General features: G+C 65.8%; 26 protein-coding genes. 12 read left to right on the forward strand and 14 right to left on the reverse strand.

What is annotated here, in order from left to right; translation table 11 throughout:
• Positions 1–111: 111 nt before the first annotated feature.
• From J2Y55_RS17455 to J2Y55_RS17465, 3 genes are read right to left on the reverse strand one after another with little or no spacing between them, the layout of a single operon-like run.
• Entirely contained in the window at positions 112–1,767 is a 1,656-nt protein-coding gene (locus J2Y55_RS17455; RefSeq protein WP_310155952.1) for a sensor histidine kinase, read from the reverse strand.
• Positions 1,767–2,327: a sigma-70 family RNA polymerase sigma factor gene (locus J2Y55_RS17460; RefSeq protein WP_310155955.1), complete on the reverse strand. Its 561-nt coding sequence runs from the start codon at positions 2,325–2,327 to the stop codon at positions 1,767–1,769. The genes J2Y55_RS17455 and J2Y55_RS17460 overlap by 1 nt, the downstream gene beginning before the upstream one ends.
• Positions 2,314–2,541, reverse strand: a complete 228-nt coding sequence (locus J2Y55_RS17465) for a NepR family anti-sigma factor (RefSeq protein ID WP_310155958.1) — start codon at positions 2,539–2,541, stop codon at positions 2,314–2,316. The genes J2Y55_RS17460 and J2Y55_RS17465 overlap by 14 nt, the downstream gene beginning before the upstream one ends.
• Positions 2,542–2,737: 196 nt before the next feature.
• On the opposite strand from J2Y55_RS17465, the gene J2Y55_RS17470 reads away from it, so the two are divergent.
• From J2Y55_RS17470 to J2Y55_RS17480, 3 genes are all read left to right on the forward strand, one after another.
• A complete protein-coding gene (locus J2Y55_RS17470; RefSeq protein ID WP_310155961.1) occupies positions 2,738–3,535 on the forward strand; it encodes a response regulator in 798 nt (265 codons plus the stop codon).
• A 207-nt stretch (positions 3,536–3,742) separates the two neighbouring features.
• The gene (locus tag J2Y55_RS17475) at positions 3,743–3,907 is read left to right on the forward strand and encodes a hypothetical protein (RefSeq protein WP_310155964.1); all 165 of its coding nucleotides are present in this window, start codon (positions 3,743–3,745) and stop codon (positions 3,905–3,907) included.
• Between the two features lie 164 nt (positions 3,908–4,071).
• On the forward strand, positions 4,072–4,932 hold the full coding sequence (locus J2Y55_RS17480; RefSeq protein WP_310156316.1) for an extensin-like domain-containing protein: 861 nt from the start codon (positions 4,072–4,074) through the stop codon (positions 4,930–4,932).
• A 92-nt stretch (positions 4,933–5,024) separates the two neighbouring features.
• Here the strand turns inward: J2Y55_RS17480 and J2Y55_RS17485 are convergent, their stop codons facing one another.
• Positions 5,025–5,243: a hypothetical protein gene (locus J2Y55_RS17485; RefSeq protein ID WP_310155967.1), complete on the reverse strand. Its 219-nt coding sequence runs from the start codon at positions 5,241–5,243 to the stop codon at positions 5,025–5,027.
• On the opposite strand from J2Y55_RS17485, the gene J2Y55_RS17490 reads away from it, so the two are divergent.
• Positions 5,236–5,868 carry a DUF992 domain-containing protein gene (locus tag J2Y55_RS17490; protein WP_310155969.1) on the forward strand — a complete coding sequence of 211 codons (633 nt, stop codon included), beginning with the start codon at positions 5,236–5,238 and terminating at the stop codon, positions 5,866–5,868. The two genes, J2Y55_RS17485 and J2Y55_RS17490, sit on opposite strands and share 8 nt — an antisense overlap.
• Positions 5,869–6,062: 194 nt before the next feature.
• A complete protein-coding gene (locus J2Y55_RS17495) occupies positions 6,063–6,422 on the forward strand; it encodes a response regulator (RefSeq protein WP_310155972.1) in 360 nt (119 codons plus the stop codon).
• A 23-nt stretch (positions 6,423–6,445) separates the two neighbouring features.
• Here the strand turns inward: J2Y55_RS17495 and J2Y55_RS17500 are convergent, their stop codons facing one another.
• The 8 genes from J2Y55_RS17500 to J2Y55_RS17535 form a co-directional block, all read right to left on the reverse strand.
• A complete protein-coding gene (locus tag J2Y55_RS17500; protein ID WP_310155975.1) occupies positions 6,446–7,819 on the reverse strand; it encodes a sensor histidine kinase in 1,374 nt (457 codons plus the stop codon).
• A gap of 300 nt (positions 7,820–8,119) precedes the next feature.
• Positions 8,120–8,548, reverse strand: coding sequence for a hypothetical protein (locus J2Y55_RS17505; RefSeq protein WP_310155978.1), 429 nt, complete (start codon positions 8,546–8,548; stop codon positions 8,120–8,122).
• Positions 8,549–8,551: 3 nt separating this feature from the next.
• Complete coding sequence (locus tag J2Y55_RS17510) at positions 8,552–8,923, reverse strand: glycine zipper domain-containing protein (RefSeq protein WP_310155981.1); 372 nt, start codon at positions 8,921–8,923, stop codon at positions 8,552–8,554.
• 123 nt (positions 8,924–9,046) lie between these two features.
• Positions 9,047–10,198, reverse strand: a complete 1,152-nt coding sequence (locus tag J2Y55_RS17515; RefSeq protein ID WP_310155984.1) for an AI-2E family transporter — start codon at positions 10,196–10,198, stop codon at positions 9,047–9,049.
• Positions 10,199–10,342: 144 nt separating this feature from the next.
• On the reverse strand, positions 10,343–13,387 hold the full coding sequence (polA, locus tag J2Y55_RS17520) for a DNA polymerase I (RefSeq protein WP_310155988.1): 3,045 nt from the start codon (positions 13,385–13,387) through the stop codon (positions 10,343–10,345).
• Positions 13,388–13,740: 353 nt separating this feature from the next.
• Positions 13,741–14,679: an aldo/keto reductase gene (locus J2Y55_RS17525; protein WP_310155991.1), complete on the reverse strand. Its 939-nt coding sequence runs from the start codon at positions 14,677–14,679 to the stop codon at positions 13,741–13,743.
• Between the two features lie 207 nt (positions 14,680–14,886).
• Positions 14,887–16,710, reverse strand: coding sequence for a translational GTPase TypA (typA, locus tag J2Y55_RS17530; RefSeq protein ID WP_092173111.1), 1,824 nt, complete (start codon positions 16,708–16,710; stop codon positions 14,887–14,889).
• A 253-nt stretch (positions 16,711–16,963) separates the two neighbouring features.
• A complete protein-coding gene (locus J2Y55_RS17535; protein ID WP_310155995.1) occupies positions 16,964–18,250 on the reverse strand; it encodes a TAXI family TRAP transporter solute-binding subunit in 1,287 nt (428 codons plus the stop codon).
• Between the two features lie 102 nt (positions 18,251–18,352).
• On the opposite strand from J2Y55_RS17535, the gene J2Y55_RS17540 reads away from it, so the two are divergent.
• The 3 genes from J2Y55_RS17540 to J2Y55_RS17550 are packed head-to-tail and all read left to right on the forward strand — an operon-like array spanning position 18,353 to position 21,045.
• Positions 18,353–19,027 carry a phosphoribosylanthranilate isomerase gene (locus tag J2Y55_RS17540; RefSeq protein ID WP_310155998.1) on the forward strand — a complete coding sequence of 225 codons (675 nt, stop codon included), beginning with the start codon at positions 18,353–18,355 and terminating at the stop codon, positions 19,025–19,027.
• A 13-nt stretch (positions 19,028–19,040) separates the two neighbouring features.
• The gene (gene trpB, locus J2Y55_RS17545) at positions 19,041–20,288 is read left to right on the forward strand and encodes a tryptophan synthase subunit beta (protein ID WP_310156001.1); all 1,248 of its coding nucleotides are present in this window, start codon (positions 19,041–19,043) and stop codon (positions 20,286–20,288) included.
• 31 nt (positions 20,289–20,319) lie between these two features.
• Positions 20,320–21,045 carry an SIMPL domain-containing protein gene (locus J2Y55_RS17550; RefSeq protein WP_310156004.1) on the forward strand — a complete coding sequence of 242 codons (726 nt, stop codon included), beginning with the start codon at positions 20,320–20,322 and terminating at the stop codon, positions 21,043–21,045.
• An 8-nt stretch (positions 21,046–21,053) separates the two neighbouring features.
• Here the strand turns inward: J2Y55_RS17550 and J2Y55_RS17555 are convergent, their stop codons facing one another.
• Together J2Y55_RS17555 and J2Y55_RS17560 are read right to left on the reverse strand one after the other, a co-directional pair.
• Positions 21,054–21,506 (reverse strand): PIN domain-containing protein, encoded by a 453-nt coding sequence (locus tag J2Y55_RS17555; RefSeq protein WP_310156009.1) that lies wholly within the window; start codon positions 21,504–21,506, stop codon positions 21,054–21,056.
• A gap of 3 nt (positions 21,507–21,509) precedes the next feature.
• Positions 21,510–21,845 carry a type II toxin-antitoxin system Phd/YefM family antitoxin gene (locus J2Y55_RS17560; RefSeq protein ID WP_310156011.1) on the reverse strand — a complete coding sequence of 112 codons (336 nt, stop codon included), beginning with the start codon at positions 21,843–21,845 and terminating at the stop codon, positions 21,510–21,512.
• Positions 21,846–21,860: 15 nt separating this feature from the next.
• Here J2Y55_RS17560 and J2Y55_RS17565 point away from each other — a divergent pair, with 15 nt between their 5' ends.
• From J2Y55_RS17565 to J2Y55_RS17580, 4 genes are read left to right on the forward strand one after another with little or no spacing between them, the layout of a single operon-like run.
• On the forward strand, positions 21,861–22,262 hold the full coding sequence (locus tag J2Y55_RS17565) for a DUF488 domain-containing protein (protein WP_310156013.1): 402 nt from the start codon (positions 21,861–21,863) through the stop codon (positions 22,260–22,262).
• Between the two features lie 48 nt (positions 22,263–22,310).
• The gene (trpA, locus tag J2Y55_RS17570; RefSeq protein WP_310156016.1) at positions 22,311–23,159 is read left to right on the forward strand and encodes a tryptophan synthase subunit alpha; all 849 of its coding nucleotides are present in this window, start codon (positions 22,311–22,313) and stop codon (positions 23,157–23,159) included.
• 28 nt (positions 23,160–23,187) lie between these two features.
• Entirely contained in the window at positions 23,188–24,084 is an 897-nt protein-coding gene (gene accD / locus J2Y55_RS17575) for an acetyl-CoA carboxylase, carboxyltransferase subunit beta (RefSeq protein WP_310156019.1), read from the forward strand.
• A 32-nt stretch (positions 24,085–24,116) separates the two neighbouring features.
• A complete protein-coding gene (locus tag J2Y55_RS17580; protein ID WP_310156022.1) occupies positions 24,117–25,439 on the forward strand; it encodes a bifunctional folylpolyglutamate synthase/dihydrofolate synthase in 1,323 nt (440 codons plus the stop codon).
• Positions 25,440–25,472: the final 33 nt, after the last annotated feature.

Genomic DNA, 25,472 nt, shown 5'->3' on the forward strand with positions numbered 1-25,472 from the left:
AGGAATGGACCTGGATCTGCGCGGCTTCGCCGCTTGTCCGAGATGACGGCGCGGGAGATATCAACCGATCGGAAGTCCCTGATATCGCTTGGTTCATTTCGAGCTGGGCTCTCAGGCGAAATGGGCGACCCTCCAGGCGCCCAGCCGCGACCCTTCCGGTGCGCCCGCCTGAACCGCCTCGATCTGGGTGACGAGGCCGGCGAAGAGCTTGGGCGGCTCGCTATGAACGATCTCGCGATCGGCCTCGATGGCGATCTCGACAGTCCCGTCGTCGATATCGGAGACGGAGATTTGGATGCTGACGGCTGGCGTGCTGCGCAGCGCACGCGACATCACGTCGACGATCAGGAAACCGAGTGGGATGATCCGGTCGACCGAGAGGGAGGCGCGCGTGGCGACGGTGCTGCTGACCCATTGGTCGCGGCGGCGCAGCAGGTTCGAGATCATCGTCACGACATCGTCGACGAAGAGGTCGACGCGCACGGGCTGCATCTCGCCATCGGCGAGCGTGAAGCGATAGGCGGCCGAGAGCACGTGAACGCGGCATTCGGCGTCGGCCAAGGCCATTCGCGCGTCGCCGCGGTAGTCGCGTTTGGTCAGGCCGATATAGCTCTGCACCACCTGCAGGCTGTTCTTCACGCGGTGATGCAGTTCGCGAACCAGGAAACGGTTGTCGTCGAGCGCCGTCTGCAGCTTGCGCTGCCTGACCTCCTGCTCCTCGACCATGACGTTGAAGGCTTCGGCGACGCTGCGGATATCGCTCGGCATGTCGTCGGCGATCACCGCGCGTGCCGTCGTCAGGGTCGAGCGTGTCCTGGCCGCCGCCTCGATGCCGCGCAGCCAGCGCACGCAATGCTTGTCGATCGCGCGCAGATAGACCACGCAGAGCAGCGCCAGCGTCAGCAGCGGCGCCAACAGCAGCACCAGAAATTGTGTCCGGGCCGCCTGCCCCAGCGCATCGTCGAAGCTGGCGACGATGTAGAAATCAGGGTCGGCGACGATGCGGGTGGCGTAGATGCGCGAGACGCCGGCGCGGCTTTGCGCTTGCGAGGGCTCCTTCGCCGCCGACGCCAGAGCTCGCGCCGGCAGCCAGGACGCGTCGTCCGGCTGCGCGGTGCCGCGCGAGACGATGATGTCGCTGTTGCGGCCGGCCAGGGCGACGACGAGCCCGGGTTCACCGTCACCGAGGTCGAAGACCTGATCCAGCAATTCGGGGTCGACCAGCAGCAGGCCTTCCCGCATCGGGCTGCCGGCATCGTCGCTTTGCGCGTAGACGGCGAGATAGCGCTTGCCGCCCAGCCTTACATGGTCGTAGCGCGCCTGGGCGAGCTCCGTCCCGGCCCAGATCTGGACCGGCGGCTTTGCCTTCAAACTTGCCGCGGCCGCGGCGAGATCGGCAGCGCTGAGCTCGGGATCGAGCGAGAAGGCGCAGGCCTCGCCGCCCTGCGGCAGGATATGGATGGCGCGATATCCGGCGACCCGAGCAAGCGTCTGGCCGCCGACCTTTCCACAATCGCTGCTCTCGCGGCCGTTCAGGGCCAATGCGGAACCGCCGGCGAGCAGCGACCGCAAGGCGCCGCGATACCAGACGCGGGTGCGCACAGCGTAGTCCTCCGCCGTGCGCATCTGGGATGTGCGGATCGCGGAGGTGACGGTCTGGTAGGTGGTGACGGCGGTGATCGCGGTCAGGCCGGCGATTGGCAGCGCTATGCCGATCAGCAGCGCCAGCAGACGCCCTCTGACGGTCTTGAAGCGCGCCAGCCGCATCAGAGGCCGACGATTTCGGAACCGACCCTTTGGATGGCGGCGGCGCTCTTGCGATCTGGCCCGAGATCGTCGAGTCCGCCGATCGAAAGCAGTTCGGCCAGCTTCGTCCGGGCGCGGTTGACCCGGCTCTTGATCGTACCGATGGCGACGCCGCAGATCTCGGCGGTTTCCTCATAGGACAGCCCGGTCGCGCCGACCATGATCAGCACTTCGCGCTGTTCCTCGGGCAGCTTGGCGAGCGCCTTGCGGAAATCGGCGAGGTCGAGATGGCTTTCTTGGTTGCCATGCGTCGCCATGCGTTCGGCATAGGTGCCCTCGCTGTCCTGCACCTCCCGCCCGCGCTTGCGGTAGAGCGAGTAATAGGTGTTGCGCAGGATCGTGAAGAGCCAGGCGCGCAGGCTTGTGCCGGGCTCGAATTTCTCCGAATTGCCCCAGGCCTTGAGCAGCGTGTCCTGCACGAGATCGTCGGCGAGCTGCATCGAGCCCGAAAGCGAGGCCGCGAAGGCGCGCAGATTCGGGATCTCCTTGATCAGCCCGTCCTTGAAATCAGCGGCGCTCATCGGACATGTCCCCGGAAGCGGCACGGGTTTCCTGAGCTTCGAGCTGGGCGAGCAGCACTAGGAATTTGTCGGGCACCGGCGCGTTGATGATATCGTCGTAATGCGCCTTCAGCGATCGCCCGATCGATTCCTGCACCCTGGGGTCGAGGACCAGTTCGACCTCGTCATTGTCTACCCCGCCGGGTTCCGTCATCGAGACGCTCGTGTTGTTCATGTCAGCCCTCGCAACGAAGGCGAGCCTGCTTTTCCAGCTGGTCTCGCATTTGATCATACCGGCCCGCCCAAGCTGGCACTCATACGGCCAGATAACAGGCTTTGCCGGAAAAGGTTCCAGGAAGAACAAAAAATAAATTGCTTGTCAGAAAGCCGCTGCAGGTGCTCATTTTCGGCTAGTTACAAGGGACCTTTGCATGTCGATCGCGAAAGAAATTGCACCGCACCTGCCCTATCTGCGCCGGTTCGCCCGGGCGCTGAGCGGGACGCAGGCGAGCGGAGACGCCTATGTCGTCGCGATGCTCGAAGCGCTCGTCGCCGATCCCTCTTCGTTCCCGCGCGGGTTCGATCCCAGGCTGGGCCTCTACCATACCTTCCTGAAGCTGTGGTCCTCGGTCAGCCTCAACGCCATCAGCACCGGCTCTGCCGAGACCGACCGGCCCTCGGCCGAGCGCAATCTCGAAGCGCTGACGCCGCGGCCGCGGCAGGCCTTCCTGCTGCGTACCGTCGAAGGTTTCTCGATCGAGGAGGTCGCCACGATCATGGGTATTTCAGCGCCCGACGCCGCCGGCCTCATCCAGGCGGCAGGTCAGGAGATCGCCGAGCAGGTTGCGACCGATGTGTTGATCATCGAGGACGAGCCGATCATCGCGCTCGACATCGAGACCATGGTGGAGGAGCTCGGCCATACCGTGACCGGCGTCGCCCGCACGCATCGCGAGGCGATCGCGCTCGTCGCCAAGAAGCGCCCCGGCCTCGTCCTCGCCGACATCCAGCTCGCCGATGGCAGCTCCGGCCTCGACGCCGTCAACGAGATCCTGTCCTCGATCGATGTGCCAGTGATCTTCATCACCGCCTATCCCGAGCGTCTGCTGACCGGTGACCGGCCGGAACCGGCCTTTCTGATCACCAAGCCGTTCCAGCCCGAGGCGGTGAAGGCTGCGATCAGCCAGGCGCTGTTCTTCGATCGCCGGGCCGGCCGCAAGGCGGCCTGAGCGGCTCTCGACGTCTACGATCCCAGGCCGGCGGCATTTCCATGTCGCCGGCTTTTTCGTTGCTCGGGCCCACCGGCATAGGCCGACCAGGAAGCATGGATGGCCCGATCAGAACGCATGAACCAGGCGGGAACCAGCGTGTCGCTCCAGCGTTACGCGCAAGGGCAGGCCGGACCAAACCGGCCGCCTTTCGGGAGGTCTTGGTCCATGGCGACGACGTTTGTTGCGGCCCTGATCACGGGCGGTTCGATGGCGTTGGTTCTGTTCGGTGGCGTCGTGTCCGCAGGCGCGCTGACGGCGGAAGCCCTGTCGCTCGCTTTGGCCGCTACCACGGTCCTGGCCGTGCTCAGCGCTGCCGCCCTCGACAGCTGAGTCCGAAGATCACAGCGCTCCGCAATGCATCCGGGACAGGAGTGTCGTCCAGGGCGGCGTGGACATATCCGTCGCTAGATCATGTCGCATTCGGACGGAAGCGTCGGAATGCGAAAAACGTGATCGATTCTAAAAGTTTAGAGCATTGCTCCTGCGAAAAACCGGTGCCCACTTTTTCGCGCAATGCTCTATGGCTGCGAAGCCTTGGCCGACTCGCCTTGGCCGCTGCGGCTGTCGCGATCTGGGCAGGCGGCGTTCATGGCGCGGAAGTTCATGCCCCGGAACTTCATGCCGCGGAAAGCATCAGCCAAAGCGGAGCAGGAATCAGGGCCTTGCCGCCACCGCGCCCGGTTGATCTGCGCCCACAGCAGCAATCGCTGCCTTCGTCGAAGCCCGCCGACCCCTCCGCGCTCCCCGCCGGCGCGAGCCCAGCGGATCCGCCGAACCCCGAGGGCGGCGCTGCCTGCCTGGCGGGACTGCGGGCACTTTACGGCACGCGCGTGCGTTCGGCCGATGCTGATGCCGCCAAATCCGAGGATGCCGCCTGCCGTGTCGAGAGCCCCGTCCTGGTCGAGGCGCTCGCGATGGGAGCCGTGCCGGTCGTCTTCGAGCCACCTGCCACCTTGAGTTGCGAGATGGCGACAAAGGCAGCCGAATTTCTCTCCGTTAGCGTCCAGCCGCTGGCGAAAGGCTATTTCGGCCGGGATCTGGTTGGCCTGCGCGTCGGGGGCGGCCACGAATGTCGGCGTCGCAACAGGGCGGCGACCGGGCCGCTGAGCGAACATGCGACAGGTCGGGCGCTCGACATCTTCGCCTTTGTCTTCGCAGGGCAGGCCGGTGGCCTGAAGCTCAGCGTCGAACGGCCCGAGGATACCGTCCAGCAGCGGTTCCTCCTAGCTGTGAGGCAGGCCGCATGCGGCGCTTTCACCACCAGCATAGGGCCGGGCGCGGATGCCGCCCATGCCAACCACCTGCATCTGGACATCCAGGCGCGCCGTTCACAGTCGACACGGTTTTGCCAATGAACCCGTGTCTCATCAGAGAGTTAGAGCATCGCCCGAAACCGGTTCCCAGGTTTGCGAATCTTGCTCGAGGAGAGATCTGGAACCCGCTGGCATCAAGCGGGAATGCGCGAGAGGAAGGCAACGTCGCAAGCGGGATGGCGCTCCTGCCTTTCGGCTGCGCTGCGCCGCACCGCAATGATCTCCAGAGCCGTCCTGGTGTCATGGCCCTGCGCGATCAGCACTTCCAGTTCCCAGAACGGCGGCGTGCGCACCTCGCCGCGCCAGGTGAGTCCCTTGGCAGACGCATCATCCTGGAGGAAGCTGATGAGCATGTGGGTTTTCCGCCTCAATGCCGAGTATAACGCAACACCTCCGACCGGGTTCCGTTTAATGAGGAACTGTGGAGTGTTTGCGGCGTTTCAGCGTCATTCGATCGTGAGGAGTTTCAATATGGCTGCCCCGCTTCCCCGGTTTCAAACTGTTGCGATCCTTGCTGCCGCGGCTGCGGGCCTGCTCGCGTTCCAGGCTCCAGCCTTCGCTCAGTCAGGCCCGCCGGCGGGGCGTCTCAACTGCAGCGTCGGCGCGGGGCTAGGTCTGGTGGTGACATCGCAACGCCCGATGGAGTGCCGCTTCACGCCGCGCCGCGGCCCGGGGCAGCGCTATATCGGCGTCGTCAGGAATTTCGGCCTCGATCTCGGCACGATCCGCAGCAGCACGATGTCCTGGCGCGTCTACGGTCCTTATGCTCGGGCCCCGCTGGGCGTGCTCGCCGGCCGCTATGGCGGAGCGACGGTGGGCGGCTCTGTAGGGACGGGCGGCTCCGGCAATCTGCTCGTCGGCGGCAATAACGGCGATGTCACCCTGCAGCCGCTTTCGCTCCAAGGCGCCCGCGGGATCAACGTGGCGATCGGCGTGACCGGATTCGAGCTGACGCTGGCCAAGTCCAGACGTCGCTAAGGTCACAGTCGCTGCGGTCGCAAATGACTGGCGCCTCCAAAGGTTCGCTACGATTCGCTAACCTTATCGCTGCAAATTTAATCGCATTTGACGATTTCCCAACATGTTCGGAGGACACTGTCGGAACATCGCAAGCACTCTGACGTTCTCTCGGCATGTTACGAGAAGAGAACAGAGGAAGGGAGGCTGGATTGATGTCCGATATCCGCATCCTGATCGTCGAAGACGACCCGTTCATCGCAATGGACATCGAAGCAGCCGTGGCGGAACAGTTTGGTGACAGTGCCGAGTTGATCATCGTCGAATCGGTTGCCGGTGCGCGTTTGGCGGCGGCGTCGCAGCTGTCCTGCGCCTTGCTCGATATCGATGTCGTCGGGGGCAAGACCTTCGATGTCGCCACCAGCCTGCTCCAGAGCGGCACGCCCTTCGCGTTCGTCTCGGGCTCGGCTCCCAACGATGTGCCCAAATCGCTGCGTGACGTGCGCTTCCTGCGCAAGCCCTTTTCCACGCGCGAGATCGCGAGCTTCGTCTCGAGCGCGATCAAGGTAGCCTGACCGTCGGCGGCAGCTCGCCGCACTCAATCCCGTTTCGGGAATGTCAGCGTGATCTTGGAGCCGGGGCGCTCGGAACCGGACGAAAGCGGCTCGCTCGTCATCGTGGCCCGCATGCTGCGCAACAGGCTGGCGATCACCGTCTGACCCAGGCCCTTGGTATCCGCTTCGACCACCGGCAGCCCGACGCCGTTATCCTCCACCGTCAGGAGAAGCGTGGTCGCTCCGTCCGCGTCACGCTCGCTGAAACGGATGACGATTCGCCCCGGCGCATTGTCGGGGAAGGCGTGCTTGATCGCGTTCGTCACGAGTTCGTTGACGATCACGACGAAGGACACCGCGTCGCGCCCAGGCAGGCGGATCGAATCCATCTCCAATACGATCTCGATCGGCCGGCCCTCGGCCGCCTTGCCGATCTCGGCGAGGAGATCCTCCATATAGGGCTGGGCGTCGATCTCGTCGGTCTCGATGTCGAGGCGCAGGCGACGTTGCCCGGCGGCGATCGCCTGGATGCGGGACTGCGCCTGGGAGAGGGCGTTGCGCACGGCCGGCTCGCGCGCCTGCCGGCTCTGGACATTGAGCAGCGCCGAGACCATTGCGAGGTTGTTGCCGACACGGTGGTTGACGTCGCGCAGCAGCGCCTCGATGCGCAGCCGCTCGTTCTCGAGCTGCTGGGTTCTCTCGCTCACGATTCGCTCGAGCTGCGCGTTGCTGGAGGCGAGCAGGGTGCTGCGGCGCTGCCGCGTGCGCAATTGCTGCCAGGCGGCGAAGGCAAGTCCGGCCAGCGCGACGACGATGCCGATACTGGCCAGAAGCCGCCTGCGCTCCTCGGCGCGATTGAGCGCGACGAGGCGGATGTTCTCGGTGAGCTGAAGCTGCTGCACGGTGCCGCGCAACGCATCCATGACCGAGAAGCCATTGCCGCCCTTCACGCGTGCGACAGCCGTATCAAGCTGGCCTGCCCGCACGAGCGCGATCGTTGAGTCGAGCTCATCCAGCTTGGCGATAGCCTCGCTGCGCGCCTTGGCGACGCGCTCGGTCTGCGCGGCATCGCCTTCAACGAGTTGCTTCAGGGCGTCGAGTTCCGGCAGGGCGGCGGCTCGGCCATTCGTGTAGGGGCCGAGATAGGCTGGATCATGGGTCAGGAGATAGCCGCGCTGTCCGGTCTCGGCGTCGCGCATATGGCCCAGGAACCGTTCGGAGCGCTCGCGAATCTCGATGGAATGCGAGACGAGTTCCGCGGTGGCGCGCGCTTGCGCGTTGATCCAGGCCGCCAGGATGACCGCCACGCCAACGACGCCGATCGCGATGATCGTCGTCGTGGCCGATCGCAGGCGGGCGCCTAGGGCGGGAATGCTGGGCAGCGCCAAGCGGCTGCGGGGCCTTACCTCAGTGGACATGGATACCGTGATACAGGACGGAATCCGCAATCCCTATGTAAAAAGACAGGGGCAGTCGAGCGCACGCCGCATTCGCCTTGGAGGGTTCTCAAGCGAAGCGGACCCCGGTTGGCGTGAAGAAAACGCGCCAGAACAAGGGGCTAGAGCCATGGCTCCAGAGCAGGACGCGAAAAAGCGGAAACCGGCTTTTCGTGTTGATTCGTCTCTCAACTCTTTGATGAGGGGCGGATTCAGATGTCAGATGGAATCACTCCGTGATCTCATCTGACATCATCCGGCTCTCGAGCGCGGCTTGCGCTGCTACGCCTCGTCCTCGTCGCCCCCGTCGCGGTTGAAGAACTGCCTGCCGATCAGGACGCCGAGGATGACGACGCTCCCGACGACGGCCGTGCGCCAGCCCATGCGCGACGATCCGAGCAGCTTGGCCGCGATCGGCGCGGCGGCCAATGCCGTGGTTGCCAACGGCCGCGACGGTCGCCGGCGATTCTTGACATAGGTCGCGACGCCCAGGCTCAGCAAGGCGGCGAGCAACAGGCCACCCGCGATCCAGAGGCTCGCCGTGATCGGGTCGTAGCGCAGCGCCAGCACGGTGTGCAGCGCGTTCAGGCCATAGCCCGCCGCGCACAGGACCAGCAGGACTGAGAAGCCGTACAGGCCGTAGATGATGACATTGCGCCTGACCGCGCCGGAGACCTCCGACGCGATGAAGCTTCCCAGCCCCCCGAGCATGGCTTATCGGGCCGACAGGAAGCCGACGAACAGGCCGACAGCCGCCGCCACTCCGAGCGCGCGCAACGGCCGCTCCTGGATCTCCTGCACGATGATGCGCTGCAGATCGGTCGCCTGTTCCTTGGCGACGTCGACCATCTTGTCGGTGTCGACGCCGACGGCGCGCAGCTTTTCGGTGACCGTTGCCGCCAAATCCTCGGCGCTGCGTGTCAGACTGGCTTCGAGTTCGCTCGTCTCACGCTTGACGCGGCGGCTGGCTTTCTGTGCGGAGGCCTTGGCGTCAGCAGCGATGTCCTCGGCGCCTGCGACGGCTTCGTCCTTGGCGCGTTTGACCGCCGAGGCCGCCTGGCGTTTCGCGGAAGTGGTGCTGGCCATGTCTGATGTCCCCCTCTCGATACTGCGAATGGATGCGATACTGCGAATGGATGGATGCGCTCCGAACGAAACCGGAGCTTGGTGACCTAACGCACGCATGGTGCGCAAGTTCCTTGTAGCCGACTAGCCGTTGCCGGCTGCCTGCTGCTCGGCGGGCACTTCCTGGGGCGAGGCCTCTGCCTGCTGCACCTTGCGGTATGTGGCAAATTCTTCCTGCGCGACCATCGCCACGAGCAGGATCGGCGTCGACAGCACGGCGCCGACCGGCCCCCAGAGCCAAAGCCAGAAGACGAAGCCGATGAAGACCAGGAATGGCGAGACGGTGAGCCTGCGCCCGACGAAAACCGGGGTCACCACATTGCCTTCGAGCAGATGCAGCACGAAATACGCCGCTGCCGGCCAGATCGCGGCGAGGAGAGACGGCGCGTCCAGCAGCGCCCCTGCAAGCAGCAGCACGGTGACGATGATCGGCCCGATGAAGGCGAGATAATTCAGCAGGAAAGCGAGCGCGCCCCAGAAGACCGGGAATGGCAGCCCCGCGAGCCAGGCGATTGCCAGAGCCAACAGGCCCATGCCGAGATTGATCAGCGTCACCAGCCCGAAATAGCGCGCGACCCGCGTCTCGATTTCCTGAAAGAAGGCGCCGGCGGATTTCCGCGCGCCACGCCCGAGGCAAAATCGCAGCGTGCGCGCCTTGAGATGGCGCCGCGTCGCCAGCCAGAAATACACTGTTGCGACGAAGATCAGCAGGCCACCCGCCGCCGTCGAAGACGACACCGCGATATCGAGCAGCGGATTGCCTTGGGAGACGTTGAGTTCCGCCCCGCTCTTGCCGGTCAGCGCAGCGGCGGCCCGCTTCAACTCGTCCATGAAGACGAAGACGCCGGCGAGCTTGGCCTGCAGCGCCGCCATCATTGCGGGCGCCCGGTCGCTCCAGCCGGCGATCGGCACGGCGAGCAGGGTGATCGCGAAGAGAATCAGGCCGACCCCGAGCAGGACCACTATGGCTGCCGCCAGATGCTGCGGCACGCCGCGACGCACCAGCCAGTCGACCAGCGGTCCCAGCACCAGGCCGAAGATGACGCCCGCCGTCACCGGCAGGGCAATGACCTTGGTCAGATAGAGCGTCGTGGTCGCCAGGATGACGAAGATGCCGATAATGGCGTAGCGGACGATAAGGTCATGCTCATAGGGCGTGACGTCGTCCTGGGTCTCCTCGATCTCGGGTTCCGCCATATAGCGCGGAAACGGTCTCCAGGCGGACGAACTGAGCATGTGACGATATCCAACGCGCAAAGCGCGCCCCCCGGCGCGTCGGATCTATAACGTGGCACTGGCAGGCAAGGTTCCTGTGGTCCAAGGTTCCTGTGGTCCAAGGTTCTTGCGGTCCAAGGTTCTTGCGGCCGAAGCGTCGGCGCCTCAATGCGCCTCGTCCCAGTTGCTGGCGGCCCGCGCGTCGACCTGCAGGGGCACGCGCAGCTGCACGGCTGGGTGCGGTGCATCCACCATGACCTGGCGGACCAGCGGCAGTGTCGCCTCGACCTGGGCGTCGGGCACCTCGAAGACGAGCTCGTCATGCACCTGCAGCAGCATGCGGGCGTCGAGCCTGGCGGCGGCAAGCGCGCCCTCCATCCGGATCATGGCGCGGCGGATGATGTCGGCAGCCGAGCCCTGGATCGGCGCGTTGATCGCCTGGCGCTCGACGAAAGCGCGTTCGGAGGGGTTCTTCGAGGCGACCGCCGGGAAATGGCAGACCCGGCCGAAGATCGTCGTGACATGGCCGTTCGCCCGCACGAAGGTCTTGGTCTGGTCCATATAGTCGCGGATGCCTGGGAAGCGTTCGAAATACTTCCGGATATAGGCGCCGGCTTCCTCGCGGCTGATGGCGAGCTGGTTGGCGAGGCCGAAGGCCGAGATCCCGTAGATGATGCCGAAATTGATCGCCTTGGCGCGGCGGCGCACCTCGCTCGGCATGCCCTGGACCGGCACGCCGAACATTTCCGAGGCCGTCATCGCATGGATGTCGATGCCGTCGGCGAAGGCCTGCCGGAGCTGCGGGATATCGGCGATATGGGCGAGCAGGCGCAGCTCGATCTGGCTGTAATCGGCCGAGATCAGCTTGTGGCCCTTTTCGGCGACGAAGGCAGTCCTGATCTTGCGGCCGGCCTCGGTGCGGATCGGGATGTTCTGCAGGTTGGGTTCGGAGGAGGAGAGCCGTCCCGTCGTCGTCGCCGCCAGCGCATAGGAGGTGTGCACCCGGTTGGTCTCCGGGTGCAGATAGGTCGGCAGCGAGTCGGTATAGGTCGATTTCAGCTTGGCGAGCTGGCGCCATTCCAGGATCTTCGAGGGCAGTGGGTGGCCCTGCTCGGCGAGCTCTTCGAGCACGCCGGCCCCGGTCGCCCATTGCCCGGTCGCGGTCTTCTTGGCGCCGGAAAGCCCCATCTTGCCGAACAGGATGTCGCCGAGCTGCTTGGGACTGCCGATCAGGAATTTCTCGCCGGCCACCTCGTAGATCTCGTCTTCCAGCCGGGCCAGCGATTGCGCGAATTCGCCCGAGAGCCGCGACAGGATCTGCCGGTCGATGGCGATGCCGCGCTGCTCCATCCGGGCGAGCACGGCGATCAGCGGCCGCTCCAGCGTCTCGTAGACGGTGGTCTTGCCCTCGGCCGCGAGCCTCGGCTTCAGCGCGCGCCAGAGCCGCAGCGTCACATCGGCATCCTCGGCGGCGTAATCCGTCGCCTTGTCGAGCGCGATCTTGTCGAAGGTCACCTGCGCCTTGCCGGTGCCCGCGACTTGCGAGAACGGGATCGTCTCATGGCCGAGATGCAGCTCGGAGAGCCGGTCCATGCCGTGATTGTTGTTGCCGGCGTCGAGCGCATAGGAAATCAGCATCGTGTCCTCGATCGGGGCGACGGAAAGCCCGTGCCGTTCGAGGATCAGCAGGTCGTATTTCAGGTTCTGGCCGATCTTCAGGACGCCTGGATCGACCAGCAGCGGCTTGAGCGCCGCCACAGCCTGGTCGAGCGGAATTTGCCCCTCGACCATGCCGCTGCCGAACAAATCGGTGCCGCCGCGATGCTGCAGCGGGATGTAGCAGGCGCGTCCCGGCGCGACGGCGAGCGAGATGCCGACGAGATCGGCCTGCATCGCGTCGAGCGAATTGGTCTCGGTGTCGAGCGCGACATGGCCGGCCTCATAGGCCCATCCGATCCAGCGCTCGAGATCGGCGAGCGTACGCACGCATTCATAGGCCGTGCGGTCGATTGTCCCGGCGATCGCCTCGTTCTTGCGGGCGGCTGCGAGCTCGGACGGCGTCATCCAGCCGTCGCCGGCCGCGGGCTGCGCGCTGGCCGGTTCTGCGCCCGCGACGGAGGCTGCGGCAGGGGCTGCGAAGCCGCCCTCGCCCGCATCTGCGCCGACATAGAGGGCCTTCAATTCGGCCGCGCGCGACCCACCCGGCGCCAGCGCCTCGTCGGCGTCGATCGCCGCGACATCGGCTCCATAGGCCTCGGCGACGCGTTTGGTGATGGTGGTGAATTCCATCGCCTTGAGGAAGGCGACGAGCCTGGCCGGATCGGGGTCGGCCAGCGTCAGATGCGAGAGTGGCGTCTCGACCTTCACGTCGTCGACCAGCGTCACGAGCTTGTGCGAAATGCGCACCTTCTCGATCACCTCGGGATTGGTCAGGGTCTCCCGGCGCTTGGGCTGCTTGATCTCGCCGGCCCGCGCCAGCAGCGTCTCCAGGTCGCCATACTCACCGATGAGCTGGGCCGCCGTCTTGATGCCGATGCCGGGAGCGCCCGGCACATTGTCGGTCGCGTCGCCGGCCAGCGCCTGCACGTCGACCACCCTGTTCGGCATCACGCCGAAATACTCGACCACCTCGGGCTCGCCGATCCGGCGTTCGGCCCGGAAGCCGGCGCCCTTCTTGGCGTCGCCCGAGGCCGGATCGTACATCGCCACGCCCGGCCCGACGAGCTGCATCAGATCCTTGTCGGCGGAGACGATCAGCACGTCGGCCCCGGCCTCGCGCGCCTGCCTGGCATAGGTCGCGATCAGGTCGTCGGCCTCGTAGACATCCTGCTCGACCGGGATCAGCCCGAAGGCGCGCACCGCCTCGCGCATCAGCGGGAATTGCGGGATCAGATCGGCCGGCGGCTCGGAGCGGTTGCCTTTATAAGCGGGGTAGAGCGCCTTGCGGAACGAGTTCTCGGTCTTGTCGAAGACGATGGCGAGATGCGTCGGTTTCACCCCGAGCACGCCCTCACGCACGAACTGGAACATCTTCGTCGCAAACAACCGCACGGCGCCGGAGGGCAGGCCGTCGGAGCGTGCATTGTATTTCCTGTCCTGATTGATCGACTGGAAATAGGCGCGGAAGATGAAGTTCGAACCGTCGACCAGGAAGAGGTGGTCGCCGGGCTTCAGGTCGGGGGCGGTGGTCTTCGGGGCTGTCTCGCTCATGGCGCGGACCTTATTCGGGCAGGGCGAGCCGGTCCATGCTTGTTGGCTCAGCTCGTGCAAAAGCCTGTCAGCAGTCTGGGGCTGTTGGTCGCTTTGGCCGTGATTTGACCACTGCTCCATCGTCATTGCGAGCGCAGCGACGCAATCCAGGGGGACGTAGAGCGAACCCTCCTGGATTGCGTCGCTGCGCTCGCAATGACGGTAAGGTCGTCACGCAACTGGTCGAACGGCCAGCACCTCACCCCTGCCCCTCTCACTGAACTCGGGTCTGCCCGAGTTCAGTACGCAAAGTGTCGAAGTCGGCTAGACCCGACTTCGATGCAGGAGAGGGGTTCTCCGTTGCGGTTCCGGGGCTACTTCGTGATCGTGTCGATCTCGGCCAGCTCATCGGCAGTCAGCGCCCATTCGGCCGCCTTGACGTTGGCGGCGATCTGCTCCGGCTTGGTCGCGCCCGCGATGACGCTGGAGACGACGGGCTGTGCGGCGAGCCAGGAAAAGGCGAGCTCGACCAGCGTCTTGCCCCGCGCCTCGCAGAAGGCTGTCAGCTTCTCGGTCTTCTCCCAGTTGACCTCGGTCAGGACCTCGTCGGCACGCTTCGATTCCTTGGTCATGCGCGCGCCTTCCGGCATCGGCGCGTTGCGCTTGTACTTGCCGGTCAGCAAGCCGTTGGCGAGCGGGAAATAAGGCAGCAGCCCCATGCCGAAATGGCGGGCGGCGGGAATCAGGTCCTTTTCCGCGCCGCGCACCAGCAGGCTGTATTCGTCCTGGCAGGAAGCAAAGCCGTTGATGCCGAGATCGCGCGCCGTCCACTCCGCATTGGCCATCTGCCAGGCCGGCATGTTGGAGCAGCCGATATAGCGCACCTTGCCCTGGCGGATCAGGTCTTCGAGCGCGCGCAGCGTCTCGTCGATCGGCGTCAGCGGGTCGGCGCGGTGGAACTGGTAGAGGTCGAGCCAGTCGGTCTTGAGGCGCTTCAGCGAGGCCTCGACCGCCGACATGATGTAACGCCGCGAGCCGCCCTTCATCGTGCCGGCATCGTTCATGTCCATGCCGAACTTGCTGGCGAGCACGATGTCCTTGCGGCGCGGGCCCAGAAGCTGGCCGAGCGCCGTCTCGGAGCCCCCGCGTGCGCCGTAGACATCGGCGGTGTCGAACAAGGTGATGCCATGCTCGATCGCCGCATCGACGACCTTGCGCGCCGCCTCGTCATCGATGCGGCCGCCGAAATTGTTGCAGCCGAGGCCGACGAGCGAAACGCGCAGGCCGGAGCGGCCGAGATTGCGGGTGAGCATGGGAAACGTCCTTCGTGATGAGGGACGCAAGGGACCAGAGCCGGAGCGAGCCGGCAAGCGCGCTGGGCGCAACCCGGCTCATCGTCAGTCTCGGGCTTGTCCCGAGACAAGCATGCCGGAAGCGGTCTTCAGAAAAATGCCCGGCACGAGGCCGGGCATGATGGGTACGGTCGGGTCGAGCCCGAGCGTGACGCGGAGCTCAGGGCTTCAAGCCACTTCCTGCTTCTGCTTCTGCGAGCGCTTGCGCTCGTTGGGGTCGAGCACGCCCTTGCGCAGGCGGATCGACTTCGGCGTCACCTCGACGAGCTCGTCATCGTCGATCCAGGCCAGAGAACGCTCCAGCGTCATCCGGATCGGCGGCGTCAGGCGCACGGCCTCGTCCTTCGAGGTGGTGCGGATGTTGGTGAGCTTCTTGCCCTTGAGCACGTTCACTTCGAGATCGTTCTCGCGGGTGTGCTCGCCGACGATCATGCCCTGATAGACCTTCCAGCCGGGCTCGATCATCATCGGGCCGCGATCCTCGAGGTTCCACAGCGCGTAGGCCACGGCCTCGCCGGTCTCCATCGCGATCAGCACGCCGTTGCGGCGTCCGCCGATCTCGCCCTTATAGGGCAGGTAGTCGTGGAACAGCCGGTTCATGATTGCGGTGCCGCGCGTGTCGGTCAGCAGTTCGCCCTGATAGCCGATCAGGCCGCGCGTCGGGGCGTGGAACACGAGCCGCAGGCGATTGCCGCCGGAGGGACGCATTTCCAGCATGTCGGCCTTGCGCTCCGACATCTTCTGCACGACGACGCCGGAATGCTCCTCGTCGACGTCGATGATGACCTCCTCGATCGGCTCCAGCAGCTGGCCGGCCTCGTCGCGCTTCAGCACGACGCGCGGACGCGAGACGCCGAGCTCGAAACCCTCGCGACGCATCTGCTCGATCAGGATGGCGAGCTGCAATTCGCCGCGGCCGGAGACGATGTAGCTGTCCTTGTCGGCAGCTTCCTCGATCTTCAGCGCGACATTGCCCTCGGCCTCCTTGAACAGGCGGTCGCGGATGACGCGGGTGGTGACCTTGTCGCCCTCGGTGCCGGCGAGCGGGGAATCATTGACCATGAAGGTCATCGACACGGTCGGCGGATCGATCGGCTGCGCCTTGATCGCGGTCTCGACGGACGGATCGCAGAAGGTGTCGGCGACCGAGCCCTTCACCAGGCCGGCGATGGAGACGATATCGCCCGGGATGGCTTCCTCGATCGGCGTGCGCTCGAGACCACGGAAGGCGAGGATCTTGGTGATGCGGCCGCTTTCGACCAGCGAGCCGTCGCCCGACAGCACCTTGATCATCTGGTTCGGCTTGGCCGAGCCCGAGACGACGCGGCCGGTGATGATGCGGCCGAGATAGGGGTTGGCTTCGAGCAGCGTGCCGAGCATGCGGAACGGGCCTTCCTCGATGCGCGGCTCCGGCACATGGCTGAGGATGAGGTCGTACATCGGGGCGAGGCCCTGATCCTGCGGGCCGGCGGGATCATGCGCCATCCAGCCCTGCTTGCCCGAACCGTAGAGGATCGGGAAGTCGAGCTGCTCGTCGCTGGCGTCGAGCGCCGCAAACAGGTCGAAGACCTCGTTGATGACTTCGGTGACGCGGGCGTCGGGCTTGTCGACCTTGTTGATCGCCACGATCGGGCGCAGGCCGAGCTTCAAAGCCTTGGAGACCACGAACTTGGTCTGCGGCATCGGACCCTCGGCCGCATCGACTAGCACGATGGCCGAGTCGACCATGTTCAGGATGCGCTCGACCTCGCCGCCGAAATCGGCGTGGCCTGGGGTGTCGACGATGTTGATGCGCGTATCCTTCCAGACGACCGAGGTCGCCTTGGCCAGGATGGTGATGCCGCGCTCCTTCTCAAGCTCGTTGGAATCCATCACGCGCTCGATCACGCGCTGGTTGTCGCGGTAGGTGCCCGACTGCTGCAGCAACTTGTCGACAAGCGTGGTTTTGCCGTGGTCGACGTGGGCGATAATGGCGATATTGCGCATGGACATGCGGGTAAGGGCCTTGTTTCAAGACCGCAAGCCGGCCAGGTCAAAGCCCTGCCGGCGCAGCCCGTTCATGAGGAAACTGGAATTCGCTGCGCTGCACATAAACGCTGAAGGCCGTTTGGGCAACCTTTGCTCGCGCGCAAGAGCAGGATGCGAAAAAGCGGGAGCCGGCCGCTCGGGACAAGCCGATGCGAGATCAAAGCCCTCCAGCATCGGGCTGGAGACGATATTAGGTCCGATCAGGCAGGGCGGCGCGCTACGCGTCGACCAGCGCCAGGCGCCGCTCCGCGACCGCGCGTCCGACCTGGTCCATCACCAGCCGGTAGGCGGCCAGCCCCGAACCGTCGAGGTCGCCCTTGGCGAAATCGCTGAGCACGCGCGTCAGAATCTCGTCGGCCTCGCGGTCGAGCCGCGCCAGTTCGATCTCGTCGGAACAGGTGCGGATCACCGGCAGCAGCGCCAGCAATTCGTCGAGCCCCGACATCGCCCGGCGGCGGCGCGCCGCGCTTTCCTGGCCCAGAATGGCGGCGCCGCCGGTGCCCAGCATGGAGAGACCCATCACGGCGAGATAGAACCAGTCGCCATAGCGCTCGAAGAAGGTCTCCTGCTCGCCGTCGATGAAGGCGGCGGCACCGGAATGGACCGTGAGCGGGGCATCCTTGTCCGTGGAGGGCGTCTCCAGCCCCTGGATCGACGGTAGCTCGGCTGCAAGCGTCAATCGCAGCGCCAGCAGTTCCTTGACCACCTGGCCGACGAGAGTGTCGTCGAGATTCTGCGAGGCCATCAGGCGCGAGGTGACGGAGATCGTCGGCAGGTTCTCGGAAGGGCGGGGCGGGTCGCCGCCGAGCGCGCCGCGCACGATCTCGCCGGTCTCGATCGAGCGGTAGCGCGCCTTGATCGCCTCGGCCTCGCGGATCGGGATCAGCATGGGATCCTCGCCCCAGGCGGAGCGGAGGCGGTTGATGCCGTCATTATTCGCCAGCGAGCCGACGGCATTGATCGAGAAGAAGGCGTCGATGCGCCCTTCCCTGGCGAAGGGCACGATCTCGTCCGGCGTCAGCCCGATGATCTCGACCTCGCCGGGCCTGACTTCGTATTGTGCCAAGACGCGCTGGAGCAGCACGATATTCCCGGCCGGATTGCGCGCGACGCCGATCCTGCGGCCGCGCAGATCGGCGATCCGCCCGATCCCGCTTGCCTTGGTGGCGATGATGAAGGGGAAGGAGCGGCGCGTGATCAGGGCGGTGTCGCCCTGGGCGGGCAGCGCGATGTCGGGGCGCACGATCGCGAGATCGGCCAGGCCGTCATCGAGCTTCTTGGCGCTTTCCTCCGAGCCTTCGGTCAATACGAGCCGGAAGCGAAGGGATGATTTCTCGCGGTTGAGCCCCTGGACGAAGCCCGCCGCCATGCGCGCATCCTCCGAGCCCAGCGGTCCGACAGCCAGACGCAGGGTCTTGGGCTGGCTGACGAAGTAGAAAACCGACGCGGTGACGCCAAAGACCGCCAGTAACCCCGCCAGAGCCGTAAAGCCGCGCCGCCCCATCCTCAATCGATCCGCCCCATTCCGTTGCGTCCACGCAGGATGCTCTCACGGGCGATCATGTCGCAAGTGCGGCGGCGCCCCGGATCATGCTAGAGCGGGCCGATGAACCACTATGACGACACATTCGCTGTGAAGATCTGCGGGCTCTCGACCCCGGAGACGCTGGCGGTCGCGCTCGACGCCGGCGCCGACATGATCGGCCTCAACTTCCACCCCAAAAGCCCGCGCTTCGTCACGATCGAGCAGGCGATAGCGCTGGCCGCCATGGCGCGGGGGCGGGCGGAGATCGTGGCCCTGATCGTCGATTGGGATGAGACGCAGGCCATGCGCCTGGTTGAAGCGCTGAAGCCGGACTGGCTGCAGCTGCATGGCCGGGAAACGCCGGAGCAGTTGCGCGCCCTCAAGGCCGCGACCGGTCTGCCCGTGATGAAGGCGCTCGGCATTGCGGGCACAGAGGATCTTGCGGCTGTCGAAGCCCATCGCGGCGTCGCCGACCGCATTCTGCTCGATGCCAAGCCGCCCAAGGATGCCGCCTATCCCGGCGGTCATGGCCGGCCCTTTGACTGGAGCCTGCTTGCCGAACTCGACCCCGGCTTGCGCTTCATGTTATCGGGCGGGCTCGATCCGGCCAATGTCGCCGAGGCGATCCGCATCACGAGACCCGCCGGGGTCGACGTCTCCTCGGGCGTCGAAACCGCGCCGGGCGTCAAGGATGCCGGCCGGATCAGGGATTTCATCGCGGCGGCGCGGGCCGGTGCGCAGAGTTTGAGACCATAGAGGCAAGCCGGACATGAACGCGCCCCATACCCCGAACACCTACCGCTCCGGCCCCGACGAGAATGGCCGCTTCGGGATGTTCGGCGGCCGCTTCGTCGCCGAGACGCTGATGCCGCTGATCCTGGAGCTCGAACAGGCCTATGAGGCGGCCAAGGCCGACCCTGCCTATCATGCCGAGACGGCCTATGGTTTGAAGCATTATGTCGGCCGGCCCTCGCCGCTCTATTACGCCGAGCGCCTGACCGAGTATTTTCGCGACAAGGCAGCGGCCTCTGGCCTCTCGGGCGGCGCAAAAATCTATCTGAAGCGCGAGGAGCTGAACCATACCGGTTCGCACAAGGTCAACAATGTGCTCGGCCAGATCCTGCTGGCGCGGCGCATGGGCAAGAAGCGCATCATCGCCGAGACTGGCGCCGGCCAGCATGGCGTCGCGACCGCCACGCTCTGCGCCCGCTATGGCCTGGAATGCATCGTCTATATGGGTGCGGTCGACGTCGCACGCCAGGCGCCCAACGTCTTCCGCATGCAGATGCTGGGTGCAACCGTTATCCCGGTCGAGTCGGGCACCAAGACGCTCAAGGACGCGATGAACGAGGCGCTGCGCGATTGGGTCACCAATGTCGGGACCACCTTCTACTGCATCGGCACTGTCGCGGGCCCGCATCCCTATCCCGCCATGGTGCGCGATTTCCAGTCGATCATCGGCAGGGAAACGCGCGAGCAGATGCAGGAACTGGAAGGCCGCCTGCCGGATTCGCTGATCGCCTGCATCGGCGGCGGCTCGAATGCGATGGGTCTGTTCCACCCGTTCCTCGATGACCCCAGCGTCGAGATCTATGGCGTCGAGGCGGCCGGCCACGGCATTCCGTCAGGCCTTCACGCCGCCTCCTTGACCGGCGGCGCGCCGGGCGTGCTGCACGGCAACCGCACCTATCTGCTGATGGACGCGGATGGCCAGATCAAGGACGCGCATTCGATCTCGGCCGGGCTCGACTATCCCGGCATCGGCCCCGAGCATTCCTGGCTGCATGATGTCGGCCGGGCGAAATACATCTCGGCCACCGACGAGGAAGCGCTGGAGGCTTTCCAGCTGATCTCGAAGCTGGAGGGCATCATTCCCGCGCTGGAATCGGCCCATGCGCTCGCCCGCGTTGCCGATCTCGCCCCGAAGAAGCCGCAGGACCATCTGATGGTGGTCAATCTCTCCGGCCGCGGCGACAAGGATATCCCGCAAGTGGCGGAGATTCTGGCGGCGCGCTGAACCGCGCCGGGCTGCCGAGAAGGAGCAGATGATGAAAAAGGCGATCCTGTTCGCGGCCATGCTGGCCCTTTCGGGCCAGGCGCAGGCCCAGAACCGCGACGCGGCTCCCGCCGAAGGCATCGTCATCCGCACCGAAGGCGAAGTCCGGGTGAAGCCCGATCTCGCGACGATCCAGGCCGGCGTGGTCAGTGAAGGCAAGACCGCGGCGGAGGCCCTGGCCAAGAACACGCCGGCGCTGGCCAAGCTGGTCGAGGCGGTCAAGGCGGCGGGCGTCGCGCCTGCCGATCTCTCGACCTCCCAGGTCGCGCTGACGCCTCGCCTGACCCAACCCTCGGCGTCCTCCTCGCCGCAACCACGGGCGCCCAGGATCGACGGTTATGAGGCGCGCACCGGCATCACCGTGATCCTGCGCGACATCGCCAAAGCCGGGCCCTTGATCGATGCGCTGGTCGCGGCCGGCGCCAACGACATGTCCGGCATCAGCTTCGGCCTCGCCGACGAGGGCAAGGCCAAGGACGCGGCGCGCGCCAAGGCGGCCGAGAGCGCGCGGGCTCGTGCGGAAATCTATGCCGGCAAGCTCGGCGTGAAGCTGGGCGACCTCGTCTCGATCGTCGAGGCCGAAGCCGAGCCTCCCGCCAGGCCGATGGGCGATGTGCGAGCCTATCGCATGGCGGCGGGCGCCGCGCCGATCCAGGTCGAGCCGGGTGAGATCACGGTCAGTGCCGCGCTGCGCACTGTCTGGCGCATCGAGAAGTAGACGCCGGCTCAGCGATGGTGGCGCAATGCATCCGCGAGCAGCGGATGCGGCGGTTCGGCGAACGGGTTGATCACGGTCGCGCCGCGATAGACGAAGCCGTGCTGCATGTCCTCCGAGAGCAGGGCCGCACATTTTGCATCAGCCGCCGTTACAAGGATCACGGCATCCCAGATCTGCAAGCCGGCCTCGGTTGCGAGGTCGGTCGCATGAGCGAAGGTCGCCTCGGTCGCTGCGCCTGAAGCGCAGGTACTGATCCACTCCCGGCAAATGCTGCGCGCCCGATCGAGGGGCGTCCGATATTTCCGGGTGAGGACATTGTAGAATTCGCCGACGACTTGCGATGCCAGGAATACGCGCTTCGGTCCAAGTCTCGAGCGAAGCTCCTTTGCTCGCGCCTCGCGCTGCGGATCGTTCAAGCCTTCCGCATAGACAAGGATGTTGGTATCGAACGCGACCAGCATGGCTCAGTCGTACATGTCGTCACGCGTTGCGCGAGGCAGATTCTGAGCCGTTTGGCTGTTGAGCCGCCGCGTCAGCTCGTCGAAAGCTTTTTGCCGCCGCTCCATCTCGCTGTCGGTGTCGTCCGCGCGAACGATCTTGACCTTCGGCTTGCCGCGCGACGTCACGACCACCTCCTCGCCGCTCTCGGCGAGCTTCATCAGCTTCGAGAATTCGCGATTGGCCTGTGCGGCCGAGACCGATTTCACCATGGCCGCCTCCAAAAGTAGTGATATCACTACTTTATGCTCGCTCCCGATCTTTCGCAAGCTGACCCCGCTTTTCCAGCCCGGGAAACGCATGCTATTTCAGGCCTCATGAGCATCCGTATCGTCCGTCTCGGCACGCCCCGCCTTCCCGATGAGGGCACGCGGATCGGCACCGTGCGCCGGCCGCCGCGCGGTGTCCGCAAGGAGCGCTATGCGGCCGACGACTGGTACGATGTCTGGTTTCCGGAGCTTTCGCCCAGCCCTGAACTGGTGAAATCGGCGCTGACCGCGGAGAGCGAGGCGGAATGGCATGGCTTCGTGCGCGCCTTCCGCGTCGAAATGGACGAGCCCGCGGCACGTCGCACGCTCGATCTGCTCGCCGCGCTCTCCCATAGCGGACGCTTCTCGATCGGTTGCTATTGCGAGCATGAGAACCGTTGCCACCGTTCGGTGCTGCGTGCGTTGCTGAGCGAGCGCGGCGCCGAGATCGCCGGAGAGACCGGAGCTTGACGGCATACCTCTCGCCAAGCCGGCCCCGGGCATGCTAACCGCAAGCCCATGACAACGACCGGCCAAACCCGCATCCAGACCCGCTTCCAAGCCTGTGCAGCCGAAGGCCGCGCCGCGCTGGTGACATTCATCACGGCGGGCGATCCCGATTTCGACACCGCCAGCGCGATCCTGCACGCTTTGCCAGCCGCAGGCGCCGACATCATCGAGCTCGGCGTGCCCTTCACCGATCCGATGGCCGATGGCATCCCGGTCCAGCTCGCGGGGCAGCGCGCGCTCAAGGCCGGCCAGACCTTGAAGAAGACGCTCGCCATGGTCGAGGCGTTCCGCAAGGCCGGACATGACACGCCGATCGTGCTGATGGGCTACTACAACCCGATCTATGTCTATGGCGTCGAGCGCTTCCTAAGCGATGCGAAGGCGGCCGGCGTCGATGGTTTGATCGTGGTCGATCTGCCGCCCGAGGAGGATGCCGAGCTCTGCTTGCCGGCTCTGGCCGCGGGGGTCAACTTCATCCGCCTCGCCACCCCGACGACGGATGACAAGCGCCTGCCGAAAGTGCTGCAGAATACCTCCGGCTTCGTCTATTATGTCTCGATGACAGGCGTCACCGGCGGCACGATCGCCAATTATGACGCGGTCGGAGAAGCCGTCGCGCGGATCAAGCGCCATACCGACCTGCCGGTGGCTGTCGGCTTCGGCGTCAAGACGGCGGCTGATGCGGCCGCGATCGCCAAGGGTGCGGATGGCGTCGTCGTCGGCTCGTCGCTGGTCGAGCGCATCAGGCTTTCGTTGGATGTTCAGGGCAAAGCCACGGAAAAGACGGTTTCCGCTGTCACCTCGCTCGTCTCCGAGCTCGCAGCCGGCGTCCGCTCGGTCGCCAGGGCTGCCGCCTGACCCTGCCAGTACAGTTGAGGACGAATCCATGAACTGGATTTCCGAAGTCGTTCGGCCGCGGATCAAGACGCTGTTCAAGCGCGAGAGCCCGGAGAATCTCTGGATCAAATGCCCGGATTCCGGACAGATGGTCTTCCACAAGGATGTCGAGGCCAATGGCTTCGTCATCCCCGGCTCCGACCATCATATGAAAGTCACCGCGACCGACCGGCTGCGCCTGACCTTCGACGAGGGCAAATGGCTCGACGTCGCCCTGCCCGAGGTCGCGATCGACCCGCTGAAGTTCCGCGACGAGAAGCGCTATATCGACCGGCTGAAGGACGCCCGCGCCAAGACCGGCGCGATCGACGCCTTCAAGGTCGGTTACGGCCGCGTCCAGGGCCTGGCGATGACGCTCGCCGTGCAGGATTTCCACTTCATGGGCGGCTCGCTCGGCATGGCGGCGGGCGAGGCCTTCATCAAGGGCGCCGAGACCGCACTCGAGAAGAAGACGCCTTACGTCGTCTTCGCCGCCTCGGGCGGCGCCCGTATGCAGGAGGGCATCCTCTCGCTGATGCAATTGCCACGCACGACCGTGGCGGTGCGCATGCTGCGCAATGCCGGCCTGCCCTATTTCGTGGTGCTGACCAACCCGACCACGGGTGGCGTGACGGCGTCCTATGCGATGCTGGGCGACATCCATATCGCCGAGCCCGGCGCGCTGATTGGCTTCGCCGGTCCGCGCGTGATCGAGCAGACCATTCGCGAGAAGCTGCCGGACGGCTTTCAGCGCGCCGAATACCTCAAGGACCACGGCATGGTCGACATGGTGGTGCACCGCCATGAGATCCCAGCGACGCTGGCAAGGCTCGGGCGGCTACTGACGAAGCAGCCCGCGCCGGACGGCGTCGTGAAGCCGCCGCTTCCGGTCGCCGAGGCCGTCTGAAGACGCGCATGGGCGGGAGGCCCTGAACCGAGATGGGGTCGTCCGACACGCTGCTGGCGCGCTTCATGGCGCTGCATCCCAAGCTGATCGATCTCTCGCTCGGGCGCATCCTGACCTTGCTGGAGCGGCTCGGCGATCCGCAGAAGCACCTGCCGCCGGTGATCCATGTCGCCGGCACCAATGGCAAGGGCTCGACCATCGCCTTCATGCGGGCGATCCTGGAGGCGGCGGGCCTCAGCGTCCATGTCTATACCTCGCCGCATCTGGTGCGTTTCCACGAGCGCATCCGGCTGGGCGCGCCGGGCGGCGGCCGTTTCGTCGACGAGGCCGTGCTGGTCGAGGCGCTGGAGCGCTGCGAGCGCATCAATGCCGGCGATGCCATCACCTTCTTCGAGATCACCGCCGCGGCGGCCTTGCTGCTGTTTTCCGAGCACAAGGCGGATGTCGTGCTGCTCGAAGTCGGGCTGGGCGGCCGCTTCGATGCGACCAACGTCATCGCCCACCCCGCCTGCACGGTGGTAACGCCGGTCTCGCTCGACCATGCCGAATATCTCGGCGACACCGTGACCAAGATCGCGGGCGAGAAGGCCGGCATCTTCAAGCGCGGCGCCCCGGCGGTGATCGCGCCGCAGGAGCCTGAGCCGACGGCGGTGCTGGAGGCCACGGCCGAGCGCGTCGGCGCCTCGCGCATCCTGATCGGCGCGCAGGATTTCAACGTCCATGAGGACGGTGGCCGGCTTGTCTATGAGGATGGCGACGGCCTGCTCGATCTGCCCTTGCCGCGCCTTGCCGGACGGCACCAGCATGTGAATGCCGGCACGGCGATCGCCGCCCTGCGCGCCGCCGGCTATGGCGGCCTGCCGGCGCGGGCCTTCGAGCAGGGCATGCTGGAGGCCGACTGGCCGGCGCGGCTGCAGCGGCTGGCGCGCGGCAAGCTCGCCGAGCTCATCCCCGCCCGCGCCGAACTCTGGCTCGACGGCGGCCACAACCCCGATGGCGGGCGTGTTCTGGCCCAGGCGATGGCTGATCTCGCCGATCGCAATCCAGCCCCGCTGGTGATGATCACGGGCCTGCTCTCGACCAAGGACGCCAAGGCGACGCTCAGCCATTTCAAAGGGTTGGCGCAGGCGCTCTTCGCGGTACCGATCCAGAATACGCTGGCGGCGCGCCCGGCCGAGGAGGTGGCGAGCCTGGCGCGCGAGGCCGGGCTCAATGCCGCGGTTGCGGGCTCCGTCGAGCAGGCATTGCACGAAATCGCCAGCCGGAGCTGGTCGGCCGCGCCGCGCATTCTGATCTGCGGCTCGCTCTATCTGGCGGGCGAGGTGCTCTCAGCCAATGGCACGCCGCCGGTCTGATCAAGCGAAAGGCAATCGTGGATCGCGCCGTGG

It is taken from the genome of Allobosea sp. BE125, from assembly GCF_031456075.1.
Lineage (GTDB): Bacteria > Pseudomonadota > Alphaproteobacteria > Rhizobiales > Beijerinckiaceae > Allobosea.